The 12,595-nt window shown below is 51.2% G+C and carries 9 protein-coding genes; 1 reads left to right on the forward strand and 8 read right to left on the reverse strand.

Features of this window, described 5'->3' with window-relative positions; all coding sequences use genetic code 11:
- Positions 1-414: 414 nt before the first annotated feature.
- Complete coding sequence (locus tag ACE6ED_RS06720; RefSeq protein ID WP_410826337.1) at positions 415-1,497, reverse strand: HD-GYP domain-containing protein; 1,083 nt, start codon at positions 1,495-1,497, stop codon at positions 415-417.
- A 196-nt stretch (positions 1,498-1,693) separates the two neighbouring features.
- A complete protein-coding gene (gene gyrA, locus ACE6ED_RS06725) occupies positions 1,694-4,222 on the reverse strand; it encodes a DNA gyrase subunit A (protein WP_410826338.1) in 2,529 nt (842 codons plus the stop codon).
- A gap of 482 nt (positions 4,223-4,704) precedes the next feature.
- Here gyrA and ACE6ED_RS06730 point away from each other — a divergent pair, with 482 nt between their 5' ends.
- Positions 4,705-5,634: a YheC/YheD family protein gene (locus ACE6ED_RS06730; protein ID WP_410826339.1), complete on the forward strand. Its 930-nt coding sequence runs from the start codon at positions 4,705-4,707 to the stop codon at positions 5,632-5,634.
- Positions 5,635-5,672: 38 nt separating this feature from the next.
- On the opposite strand, the gene gyrB is transcribed toward ACE6ED_RS06730, so the two are convergent.
- From gyrB to dnaA, 6 genes are all read right to left on the reverse strand, one after another.
- A complete protein-coding gene (gene gyrB, locus ACE6ED_RS06735) occupies positions 5,673-7,583 on the reverse strand; it encodes a DNA topoisomerase (ATP-hydrolyzing) subunit B (RefSeq protein WP_410826340.1) in 1,911 nt (636 codons plus the stop codon).
- A gap of 45 nt (positions 7,584-7,628) precedes the next feature.
- Positions 7,629-7,877: an extracellular matrix regulator RemB gene (gene remB / locus ACE6ED_RS06740; RefSeq protein ID WP_410826341.1), complete on the reverse strand. Its 249-nt coding sequence runs from the start codon at positions 7,875-7,877 to the stop codon at positions 7,629-7,631.
- Between the two features lie 44 nt (positions 7,878-7,921).
- Complete coding sequence (gene recF, locus ACE6ED_RS06745; protein WP_410826342.1) at positions 7,922-9,040, reverse strand: DNA replication/repair protein RecF; 1,119 nt, start codon at positions 9,038-9,040, stop codon at positions 7,922-7,924.
- A 38-nt stretch (positions 9,041-9,078) separates the two neighbouring features.
- Complete coding sequence (yaaA, locus tag ACE6ED_RS06750) at positions 9,079-9,297, reverse strand: S4 domain-containing protein YaaA (RefSeq protein ID WP_410826343.1); 219 nt, start codon at positions 9,295-9,297, stop codon at positions 9,079-9,081.
- 46 nt (positions 9,298-9,343) lie between these two features.
- The gene (gene dnaN / locus ACE6ED_RS06755) at positions 9,344-10,486 is read right to left on the reverse strand and encodes a DNA polymerase III subunit beta (protein ID WP_410826344.1); all 1,143 of its coding nucleotides are present in this window, start codon (positions 10,484-10,486) and stop codon (positions 9,344-9,346) included.
- A 199-nt stretch (positions 10,487-10,685) separates the two neighbouring features.
- Entirely contained in the window at positions 10,686-12,032 is a 1,347-nt protein-coding gene (gene dnaA / locus ACE6ED_RS06760) for a chromosomal replication initiator protein DnaA (RefSeq protein ID WP_410826345.1), read from the reverse strand.
- Positions 12,033-12,595: the final 563 nt, after the last annotated feature.

Raw genomic sequence — 12,595 nt, forward strand, 5'->3', positions numbered from 1 at the left:
CAGAATAAATTCTCATTTGTGAAATCACCGAAGTGATTTTCACTCACTCGTTGTTCAGTTTTCAAAGATCAAGCTTCTCGATCGCTGCCGGTCAATGTCTCACCAGCAACTCTTATACTATATCATGTTCTGAGCAAGAAAGCAAGCTCTTTTTTTGATTTAGTTTTTCGAGCCAGCCAGTGTTTTTCGGCCGGAATAAGAATATACCATGTCCTACGACGATATGCAAGCAATAATAGAATATAATCCGCAGGTAATTTCATCCTTATCGTGCAGGTAGGGTACCTGCAATATAGAATGGTCACCTGCGGTATTCGACAGGCAGCTAATAAACCCCAATTAAGTTCGCTGCTGCCGCAGAGTACACTCGACAAGCCCCTCTGCGAAAGCCTCTCTGCGGCTATCGCTCAACAACTATACTACAATCTCCTGGATAAAGAACTCTCTCTGCTGCGCCAGATTTACAATCGTACTTCCGCACTGCACCATCGGTCTTGTAGGATGATTCCGGTCAGTAAATATAATTTCGCCTTGTCTTCCATCATTCAGCTTCACTTTAATTCCGTTATACAGCTCCGTGGTCTTCTGGATAAATGTCTGAACAATAGAAGGGTCCAGCTTGCCAAAACTCTCGGTATGCAGTTCCTCCAGCACGAGATACGGGGATTGAGCTTTCTTATAGGCCCGTTCCAGAGTCATTGAGTGGAAAATATCTGACACGGCTACAATCTTGGCATAATCGTGAATCTGGCTGCCCTCCAGCTTAAGCGGGTAACCCGAACCATCGATTTTTTCGTGATGCTGGAGTGCGGCCAATCGCACGCCCTCGTTGATGGCCGTTACATTTCGCAGCAGCTGGTATCCGTAGGTGGTATGTTTGCGGACTTCTTCCCGCTCACCTGCATCCAGCGGTTGGCGCTTGTCCAGAAGATCGGGATCGACTTTGCCATTCCCTATGTCATGCAGCAGCCCGGCAAAGGCCATCTGCATCCAATCCTTTGACGGATATCCGCACCACTGGGCAAGCCGATAACAGGTCAACGCCGACAATACAGCTTTATGATAAATATAGTCTGCTTCAGTCAATTGGGGAGGTGTAAATTGAAGCACATGGTAGTCCTTAATATGCCCAATTAATGCTTCCAAGCCGCTTCTTAGCTCCAAAATCGGCAAAGACGCACCTACAACCGAACGATAACTCGTTTTCATCAGCTTCAGCATTTTTGTATACTCCGTCTGGAGTGTAGAGACATTTTTGCTCAATTCCTTATTACTACCAGCCGGGACTGCCCCTTTCTCCCCTTTAGCTGTTTCTGGGGACTTGTCCGCCTCTTCTCCTTCTATTTCCACCTGCTTGATTAAAAACGCCTCAAGAATCTCCAGGTCCCGCGGTAAAATCACTTTCCCCTTCGGATACAGGACGCCGCCCAGCGGAGTAATTACATCGCTGCTAATTTTGGCACCGGGTTTAAGTTCCGCTAAGGATACGCTCGGCAATACAATCAACCCCTTACTTTCTCTAACGCTCCGTTCGCAAGCATGCTGCTGTTTACCGGACGGGACGGTCTGTTTAATTATAGTACGGAACGATGAGGCCGACAATCTGCTTCTGCACCTTATCATGACGCAAATACGGCGGGGTATATCCCACCAGACTAAAAAAAACGGAGCCCGAAGGCTCCGCTTATAGCATCTATTCTTCTTGAGGCTCCGTATCTTCATTCGTTTCCTCATTTACTGCAGTCTCTTCTGCCTCGCCGAGACCAAGTTCCTGATCTTCTTCAGATTCAGGCAGTTCTTCTTCTTTATCGGCACGGCACAGTGTGGCTACCGCATCATCTTCACGGATGTTGATCAGCTTCACGCCCTGCGCGTAGCGGCCCATCGTGGAAATGCCGTCCATACTGGTCCGGATCAGCGTTCCGCTTGTCGTAATGATCATCAGGTCTTCCTCAGGTTTCACAACCTTGAGACCGACTACGGGACCGTTTTTGTCCGTCAGATTAATCATTTTGATACCCTTGCCGCCGCGTGACTGGAAGCGGAATTCACTGCCTGGCGTCCGTTTACCGTAGCCTTTGGTTGTTACAATCAGCACTTCCTGATCGTCGCTAAAGCAGTCCATGCCGATGACATGATCTTCCTCGTCAAGGTTGATGCCCTTAACGCCGGTAGCACTGCGGCCCATGGAGCGAACATCATTCTCCGAGAAGGTAATCGACATACCGCGCGCCGTACCCAAAATCAGATTCTGCTGGCCGTCCGTCAGCTTGACTTCAATCAACTCGTCTTCCTCACGCAGATTGATTGCAATCAGACCGCCCTTGCGGATATTGTTATAGTCCTCAAGCGGAGTCTTCTTGACGATCCCTTCCTTGGTCGCAAAAAACAGATATTTGTCGCTGTCCGCTTCTTCCACCTGGATAACGGCACTGATCTTCTCACCCTGTTCAATTTGGATCAGGTTAATGACCGGTGTCCCCCGGGCTGTCCGGCCCAGCTCCGGAATCTCGTATGCTTTGATCCGGTATACCTTGCCTTTGTCCGTAAAGAACATCAGGTAGTTATGGGAGTTGCTGACGAAGAGATGCTCTACGAAATCATGATCCTTCGTATCCATCCCCACTACACCCCGGCCTCCGCGCTTCTGGCTGCGGTACGTGCTGACCGGAAGACGTTTAATATAACCGGTGTGCGTGACAGTGATAACAACCTCTTCACGCGGGATCAGGTCCTCATCCAAAATGCTTTCTTCGCCGACCGTGATTTCCGTCCGGCGCTCGTCGCCAAACCGCTCGCGAATTTCCTGGAGCTCTTCCCCGATAATTTGCTGAATCAGAGACTCATCCGCCAAAATGGCGCGGTACTCGCTGATCTTCTTGAGTAGCTCGTTGTATTCTTCTTCAATCTTCTCGCGTTCCAGACCCGTCAGGCGCTGCATCCGCATGTCGAGGATAGCTTGGGCCTGCTCGATTGACAGGTTGAATGTAGTCATTAATCCTTCACGTGCGATTTCCGTTGTCCGGGAAGCACGGATCAGAGCGATGACTTCATCCAAATGATCAAGGGCAATTCGCAGACCTTCCAGGATGTGGGCACGGGCTTCCGCCTTTTTCAGATCGTATTCCGTACGCCGGCGAATAACCTCAACCTGGTGCTGCAAATAATAATACAGAACATCACGCAGATTGAGCACCTTCGGTTCCTTGTTTACAATCGCAAGCATATTGATGCCAAAGGTAGTCTGCATGGAGGTGTGTTTGTACAGGTTGTTCAGTACGACATTCGGGTTTACATCGCGGCGAAGCTCCACCACGACCCGCATTCCGTTCCGGTCAGATTCATCACGGAGATCGGTAATACCTTCAATCCGCTTCTCCCGCACCAGTTCGGCGATCTTCTCCACCAGTCTTGCTTTATTTACCTGGTAAGGCAGTTCATAAACAACAATCTTTGCCTTGCCGTTGTTCTCCTCGATGTTCGCCTTGGCCCGCATCGTAACCGAACCTCGTCCTGTCCGGTACGCCTGCCGGATCCCTTCACGGCCCAAAATATAACCCGCTGTCGGAAAGTCCGGTCCCTTAATGTAATCCATCAGTTCCATTGACGTAATATCAGGATTGCGAATCATAGCCTGTACGCCATCAATAACCTCTCCCAGGTTATGCGGAGGGATATTGGTAGCCATACCTACGGCAATCCCGCCTACCCCGTTAACCAGCAGGTTCGGGAAACGGGCCGGCAGCACCACCGGCTCCCTCTCTTCGCCGTCGTAGTTCGGTTCAAAGTCAACGGTCTCCTTGTTCAGATCCCGAAGCATTTCCATAGCGACTTTGGTTAAGCGGGCTTCCGTATACCGCATCGCAGCGGCCATATCACCATCAACCGAACCAAAGTTGCCGTGCCCGTCCACAAGCATGTAGCGCATCGAGAAATCCTGCGCCATCCGTACCATCGTTTCATACACCGCGGAATCACCGTGAGGATGGTATTTACCGATGACCTCGCCGACGATTCTCGCCGACTTCTTATGCGGCTTGTCCGGAGACATCCCCAGCTCGGACATGGCATACAAAATACGCCGGTGAACCGGCTTAAGTCCGTCCCGCACATCCGGCAAAGCCCGGCTGACAATGATACTCATCGCGTAATCCATAAAGGAATCACGCATTTCCTCCCCAATGTCCCGGTCAATAATTTGCGGGTTGTTTTGTTCAGCCATTGCTCTTATTGGACCTCCTTCAGTTAAAAACACCGTAAACCGCTTCCGGCAGCTGTCTTCGTCTTCCGCTCACCGTTTATGCGGCGAATATACAAATCCATTCGGCAGAAAACCACTTGCCGGTTTCCCGCAGAATGACGTAACCGCAGTAAGAAAAATAGATAAAAGAGTAACAGTGCATAGGAAATCCACTGTCTTTAATTATATTACTTTCACAAAAAGCGGACAATTAAACACAGCGGCCCGGAATGGGCCAAAGCGGTGATTTTCGTATACCGGGACAGCAGCCCTCTCCGCATACGCCTTTGGCACATAGACTAATAACTGATAGGGCGAAATGATCACAAAATCCGAGGATTTTGCTGACGCCATATCCTTATATTATATCATTGTTTGCCCGGATTGTCCTGACATTTCCCCGCGGCAGTAAAGGCCGACTTTTGGAATTGCCCTTAGCCGTACATTCAACAGGAGGGATTTTCATGAAAATTCAAAGAGTGGCGAGCAAATGGGCCAAAACCCGTGCGCTTCTTGCGAACCCCTCGCTCTCCACGTATATCCCGGATACCCGACATTACAGCTTTGGCGCTTTGGATGACATGCTGGTTCAATACGGAACAGTCTATGTTAAACCGGACCGGGGCACTTACGGGAAAGGCGTCATGCGCGTTGAAGCCCGGACCATCCAGTCCGCCCAGGAGTTGTCCCCAAGTCCCGACACGAAGGGGGCGGACAGCCCGCCCTCCCAAACCGTATATATTTTACGGTACGGTCAGACTGCGAAGTCATTTATAGCGCTGGAGCTGCTGCATCAGGCCATCGAACGGCGTATGCAAGGACACCTGTATTTGATCCAAAAAGGGATTGGACTTCTGACGCACCGGAATCGCCCCTTTGACCTTAGAGTCCTGACCCAGCAAACCCCTTCAGGCCGCTGGGAAACAACCGGCATGCTCAGCAGGGTGGCTGCCGCCAACAAAATTGTGACCAACTACCATAACGGCGGCAGCATTTTGTCAGTTGAGGAAGTGCTCAACGAATACACGAAGAACCGGCGGGAATTCGAGTCGCTGGAGAACGAGCTGGCCGCTCTTGGAATCCGGATTGCCCGCCAACTGGAACGCCACTATCCGGGGATCAAAGAGGTTGGTCTTGACGTCGCACTGGACGGGGAACTTCACCCCTGGCTCCTTGAGGTCAATACACTGCCCTCTATCGCCGTCTTTAAACTGTTTCCCGACAAGTCGATCTACCGCAAAATCCACCGGTATGCCGAGGCTTACGGCCGGGTAGGCCGCGCTAAAACCTCTTTGTCCCGCAGAAATCCACTGCTCCGCTCTTCTGCCTCCTCCACACGCAGGCCTGCCCAGCGGCGCGCCTTCACATCCAAAAGCCTCCGGTCCGCCCCCTAAGGGGCAGGACGGAGGCTTCCGCTGCGTCTATGCGATTGTTAGATATCCAGATTGCGTACCTGGTTGGCATGCTCCTGGATAAAATCCCGGCGGGGCTCCACATTATCGCCCATCAGGGTGTCAAACAAGCTGTCCGCAAGAATGGCATCCTCGACGGTGACCTGGAGCATCGTCCGGCTCTCGGGGTCCATTGTGGTCTCCCACAGCTGTTCCGCGTTCATCTCGCCAAGACCTTTGTACCGCTGTACGTTCACTTTGACATTCTCTCCGAATGAAGCAATAATCTCATCGCGTTCCCGCTCGCTGTTGGCATAGCGGATCACTTTATTGCGCTCCACTTTGAAGAGCGGCGGCTGGGCGATGTAGATATACCCTTCCTCTACCAGCTTGCGCATGTAGCGGTAAAAGAACGTAAGCAGCAGAGTCCGGATATGGGCGCCGTCGACATCAGCATCCGTCATAATAATAACCTTGTGATACCGGGCCTTCGACAGGTCAAAGTCGTCGCTTATGCCTGTTCCGAGCGCCGTGATGATGGCCCGGATCTCCGCATTGGACAGCGTCCGGTCAAGGCGCGCTTTCTCTACGTTCAAGATTTTGCCCCGAAGCGGCAGGATCGCCTGGAAGTTCCGGTCACGGCCCTGTTTGGCCGATCCGCCTGCGGAGTCGCCTTCGACGATGAACAGCTCACTGATGGACGCGTCCTTGGAGGAGCAATCCGCGAGCTTCCCCGGCAGGGAGCCGACGTCCAAAGCGCTCTTGCGGCGTGTCAGCTCACGCGCTTTGCGCGCCGCTTCTCTCGCCCGGGAAGCCTGCAGCGACTTCTCCAGAATGCGGCGTGATACCGCGGGGTTCTCATCAAGAAACTCCTGCAGCTTCTCGCCAAACAAGGATTCCACGATACCGCGGACTTCACTGTTGCCGAGTTTGGTTTTCGTTTGGCCTTCAAACTGCGGCTCAGGAATTTTCACGGAAATGATCGCCGTCAATCCTTCGCGGACATCATCCCCGGTCAGGTTGGCGTTGTTCTCTTTGATCATCCCCGTCTTCCGGGCGTAATCATTGATAATCCGCGTAAGCGCGCTTTTGAAGCCCGACTCGTGTGTTCCGCCTTCATGGGTATGAATGTTATTCGCAAAAGAATAAATATTCTCCGTATACGTCTCGTTATATTGCAGCGCTACTTCGACCTGAATCATTTCACGCGAGCCTTCCACGTAAATCGGCTGCTCATGCAGCGCTTCCTTTTTCTCGTTCAAGTACTTGACATACTCAACGATGCCCCCGTCGTACTTAAAGGTGTTGGAAGCGCCGGTCCGCTCGTCCTTGAGAGACAGCTCGATCCCTTTGTTCAGGAAAGCTAGCTCGCGAATCCGGGTCAGCAGCGTATTATAGTCATATACTACGGTCTCGGTGAACACTTCCGGGTCGGGAAGGAAGGTAGTCGTCGTACCCGTCTCTTCGGTATCGCCGATGATCTTGATATCATACTGCGGGGCGCCGCGCCGGTATTCCTGCTGATAAATATGGCCTTCCCGCTTGACGGTAACAATTACTTTCTCGGACAGGGCGTTAACGACGGAAACCCCGACGCCGTGCAGACCGCCCGATACTTTATATCCGCCGCCGCCGAATTTGCCTCCGGCATGCAGGACGGTCATAACGACTTCAAGCGCCGATTTCTTCAGTTTGGCGTGCTCGCCTACGGGGATCCCCCGTCCGTTATCGACCACGGTAATGGAATTATCCTCATGGACAATCACTTGAATCCGGTCGCAATAACCGGCCAGAGCTTCGTCAATACTGTTGTCGACGACTTCCCATACCAAATGATGCAGACCCTTGGCGCTGGTCGAGCCGATATACATCCCCGGACGCTTCCGGACCGCTTCCAGCCCTTCCAGAACCTGAATCTGGCTCTCATCGTATGTCGGTTGATTCATAGACATGCCTTCACCTACTTCTTTCGATTTTGCTCATTTATCCCAGTCGGGTTATAAATCCGGCAGTATTCTTGCGCGTTTCTTAAGGGTGGATGAAGAAATCGGGGAATAATAAACGAGATTCTTCGTTACGACAATCGACTTGGCTTCTTCTTCGCCTATCCGTTCCAACCGTTTCTGCTGCAGCGACTGACTGACGAACTGTTTGGATGCCTTGGATGATTTCTCGATGGAAACATCGAAGATGGCAATCAGCTCCGATGACCGGATAATTTTCTCCCCGCCCAGATGGATATACATGCCTGCAGCTTCTCCCCCTTGAACCACACGGATTCACTTCTGCTTTACCTGCCCACCTGTCCGTCACGGACATGATACAAATGCGCACCCTTCAGCTTGTCGGCCTTCAGGCTTTCGATGCCGGTGGCGGTGATGAACGTCTGAACCTTGCTCTGAAATGTCTCGATCAGCTGCGTCTGCCGGTATGGATCCAGTTCCGACAGCACATCATCAAGGAGCAGTACCGGATATTCGCCGATCTCCTCATGGATGAGTTCAATTTCAGCCAACTTGAGCGACAGGGCGGTCGTGCGCTGCTGCCCCTGAGAGCCGTACGTCTGCGCTTCCCTGCCATTGATAAAAAAGGACAGGTCATCGCGGTGAGGACCCGTCAGATTCATGCCGCGCCTGATTTCCTGTTCTCTCGTTTGTGATAACTTTAACATAAATTCGTCCAATAAGACAGCTTCATCTTCTTCCTCCCGCTGCCCGAAAGAAGGAACGTACTGCAGCTTGAGCTCTTCTCCCCCGTTCGTGATTCCCCGGTGGATATCCTCTGCCCACACCTGCAGTTTCTTTATGAATTGTTTCCTTTTTTTGACGATTTTAACACCATGGTCCGCAAGCTGGGCATCCCAGATCTCCAGCATGTCGCGTGCCGCTCCCTCTTTTCCCCAGAGCTGCTTCAGCAGATTGCCCCGCTGAACAAGCACTTTCTGATACTGCTGGAGGTGAAACAGGTAACCCGGCTGAACCTGGCCGATCTCCATGTCGAGAAACCGCCGGCGGACACCGGGCGTGCCCTTGACGATTTCCAGATCCTCGGGCGCAAACATCACCACATTTAGCGAACCGACAAATTCGCTCAGCCTGCGCTGTTCCAGCCCGTTGATCTTCGCTTTTTTCCCTTGCGGGGACAACGTCATTTCCAGCTTGATTTCGCCGTATTTCCGTTCAACCTCGGCATACAGGCGGGCAGCTCCGTCCGGCGCGTCAAAAGAGATCAGCTCCCGGTCCTTGGAGGTCCGGTGGCTTTTGGTCATGGCCAGCACAAACAGCGCCTCCATCAGATTGGTTTTGCCCTGTGCATTTTGCCCGAGGATAAGGTTGACGTCGCCAAGCTGCTCAAGCCGCAGCTGATCGTAGTTCCGGTAATGCTGAAGGGCGATCTGATTGACAAACACGCTGGGCTTCCCTCCCCCAAACCATCCCACAAGGGGAGTTATTCTTCTGTCCTGATTTCAAAGCTGCCGCAGTCTTGAACGTCAATCCGGTCTCCGGGATACAGCTTGCGCCCTCTCCGTTCTTCCTTCTCGCCGTTGACGGTGACCATTCCTTCCTGCAGCAGCGCCTTTGCCATTCCCCCTGTGGATACACAATCCGCCAGCTTTAAAAACTGATCCAGCTTAATATATCCACTGTGGATAACAATTGGTTTCATCTTCGGTTTCCTCTCCGCTACTTATCCACAAGCGTGGAAAGAGCGCTTAGTTGGTTGTTCGGTACGGCAAAATAACGTACAGGCTTTGGCTGTCATCCAGCGGTTTGAGAATGATGGGACTCATCATGCCGGTGAAAGCAATCGTCAGCTGCTCGCTCTCCACAACTTTGAGCACATCGAGCATATATTTGGAGTTGAACGAAATTTTCAGGGGTTCACCCTTGAAATCAGCAACGTCCAATTCTTCACGCACGCGTCCAAGCTCCGAGGAACTGGAGGAAATCTCGATCCCCCCGGATTCGAGTGTCTGCATGCGCACAATATTTGTTTTTTCCTCACGGGACAGCAAATAAGCACGGTCGATCGATTCGCTTAATTTTTTTGTGTCCAAAGTAAGTTCTGTTTTGTACGCCGTCGGAATAATTCTAGAAGTATCCGGATAGATCCCGTCCAAAATACGGGAATAAAACAGCACCCTGTCCAATTTGAACAGCACTTGGTTATCGGCGACGACAATATCGACAAGCATGTTTTGGTCAGGAATGATTTTGCTGAGCTCATTCAGCGTTTTGCCTGCTATAACGACATTAGAGAAGCGGACTTCTTCGGTTCCCTCCAGCCGTGCAGCCCGGGTGGCCAGGCGGTGGCGGTCGGTCGCGGTAAATTTGAATTCACCTTCAGCCAAATTCCACAGCACACCGGTCAGAATCGGTGTTGTTTCTTGAGTGGAAATGGAAAAAACCGTTTGTTTAATCATATTTTTTAGCAGATCTCCCGGGATGGAGATGGTTTCGTTGCCTTCAATATCTGGAAGTACCGGGAATTCCTCGGGGTCCAAACCTACCATCTGAATTTCTGTGGCGCCGGCAGCGATATGCGTCTGGAAGCCTTCTTTGACCTCCATTTGGATTTCTTTGGACGGAAGCTTTTTGATGATCTCCACAAAAAACTTGGCGGGAAGCACCACACTGCCGGGCTGCTCCACCTGGACAATCTGCTCGTTATCGTTCTCGGCCGGAATAAACGATTGGATGGAAATATCCGTATCGCTTGCGGTTAACGTGACCCCTTGATAATTCACTTCCAGCTTGATGCCGCTGAGGATGGGGATAGTTGTTCTGCTGGAGATAGCTTTGGATACATGCTGAATGGCTTCGTTCAATTCGTTCTTAAGAATGGTGATTTTCATAATGTCACTCCTATCGGGAAATGGGGAGGTCCGGCGAATGAGCCGTTCGCGTACTTCGCTATTGATGATGATTTATTATTAAATACTAGTAGTATCAGTAGTAGGGGCACTGAATATGTGGATAAGCCGCATGATCGGCATAAAATTAAGCCTACCCACATGTGTATAAATTGTGTATAGGCTCTGGACTCCTTCCCGGTTAGGAAGGATTTTTAATTTTTTCCGAGATGTTGGTTACCACTTTGTAGAGCTCCTGGTCGTTCTTCAGCGACTGCGTGATCTTCTCGTGCGCATGGATGACGGTCGTATGGTCGCGTCCGCCAAACGCTTCGCCGATCTTCGGCAGCGAATAATCGGTCAGCTCCCGGGACAGATACATGGCGATTTGCCGCGGAAACGCTACGGCTTTGGTGCGTTTTCTCGCTTTGAAGTCCTCGAGGCGCAGGTTGAAGTATTCGCCGACGCGCTGCTGGATGTCCTGTATCGTAATCATCTTTGGCCGGCTGGAAGGAATGATATCCTTCAGCGCTTCCGCCGCAAGATGCGTTGTGACGTCTTGGTTGGTAAGCGAGGAATAGGCGACAACCCGGATGAGCGCGCCTTCGAGCTCCCGGATATTCGTATCGATCTGATTGGCGATATACATCATTGCTTCGTTCGGAATATCGAGATTCTCCGCTTTGGCCTTCTTGCGCAGAATGGCGATCCGTGTCTCCAGATCCGGCGGCTGAATATCGGTAATGAGTCCCCACTCGAACCGGGAGCGCAGCCGTTCTTCCAGGGTCGGAATTTCCTTGGGCGGCCGGTCGCTTGAGATAATGATCTGCTTCCGTTCCTCATGCAGCGCATTAAACGTATGGAAAAATTCCTCTTGCGTCGATTCCTTGCCGGCCAGGAATTGAATATCGTCAATCAGCAAAATATCTACGTTCCGGTACTTGTTCCGAAAGCTCTCGCCGCGGTTGTCGCGGATGGAGTTGATGAATTCGTTCGTGAATTTCTCGGAAGAGATATAGATGACTTTATTGCTGGGGTTGTGCTCCAAAATATAGTGGCCGATCGCGTGCATCAAATGGGTTTTTCCGAGTCCTACGCCTCCATACAGGAACAGCGGATTGTACGCTTTGGCCGGCGCTTCTGCGACGGCCAGCGAAGCCGCGTGCGCAAACCGGTTGCCGGACCCGATAACGAACGTATCGAACGTATATTTCGGGTTCAGCATATGCGTCTGCGCTTCTTCCCGCAGTACCGCCGGCGGGGGAGCGCTCTGCTGCACCACCGGTTCGGCAGGCTTGCTCTCTTCAATGACGAACTTGACGTTCACCTGCTGGCCGGTCACCTCATATACCGTAGCGGCAACCAGCTTCGTATACCGGCTTTCGAGCCATTCAACCGCAAAGGTCGTTGGCGCGGATATCACAAGTCCCTGGGACGAATACGTGAGCGCTTTCGTTGCCTTAAACCAAGTATCGAAACTTGGTTTGCTTAATTTGGTTTGAATAATCGTTAATATTTGCTGCCATAATTCGGAAGTATGGCTGTCCACGGACTGTCACTCCTTTAATCTTCCAAATGTGGCTTGAGCCATGAAGTCTTGAGCCATGCAGTGGAGATCTTGAAGAAAATAGCGAAACATGCAGAAAATTATCCCCAGTATGCAGACCCTGGAGACAAAAAAATATGGATAAACTTGAATTGTTCACAACTTTATCCACAACTTGTTGATAATATGGAGGACAATCAAATCTATTCACATTCAAAAGTAATACCATCATAGCAAAACAGCCCTTGTTTTTCAATGAGCGCAGATATTTTATCCACAAATTCAATCACTTGTGTATAAATTTTAGGCACAACACTACATATTGTTGATATTCTGTTCATCCTTTGACAAAATCCGCCGGCATCCGACGACATTTATTCACAGTTTGCTCCCATACGGGCATTTTATCCGCACACCGGTGGATAAGTCGGACAGGCTGTGGATGAATCGTGCGGAGAGTGCAGCTGTGGATAAACGGCCTGACCGCCTATAGCCATGCCCAGATAAACCAAACTGCGAACCAAGCAGCTAACCAAATAACAAAACCAGAGACAATAAACCAAGCA

The organism is Paenibacillus nanchangensis (assembly GCF_046543445.1).
GTDB lineage: Bacteria > Bacillota > Bacilli > Paenibacillales > Paenibacillaceae > Paenibacillus_AQ > Paenibacillus_AQ nanchangensis.

Bases quoted from the DNA above. Each gene is read 5' to 3' on its own strand.
- dnaN (WP_410826344.1), bottom strand. From the start codon at position 10,486: ATGAAAATCACCATTCTTAAGAACGAATTGAACGAAGCCATTCAGCAT.
- gyrA (WP_410826338.1), bottom strand. From the start codon at position 4,222: ATGGCTGAACAAAACAACCCGCAAATTATTGACCGGGACATTGGGGAG.
- gyrB (WP_410826340.1), bottom strand. From the start codon at position 7,583: ATGTCTATGAATCAACCGACATACGATGAGAGCCAGATTCAGGTTCTG.
- ACE6ED_RS06730 (WP_410826339.1), top strand. From the start codon at position 4,705: ATGAAAATTCAAAGAGTGGCGAGCAAATGGGCCAAAACCCGTGCGCTT.
- remB (WP_410826341.1), bottom strand. From the start codon at position 7,877: ATGTATATCCATCTGGGCGGGGAGAAAATTATCCGGTCATCGGAGCTG.
- yaaA (WP_410826343.1), bottom strand. From the start codon at position 9,297: ATGAAACCAATTGTTATCCACAGTGGATATATTAAGCTGGATCAGTTT.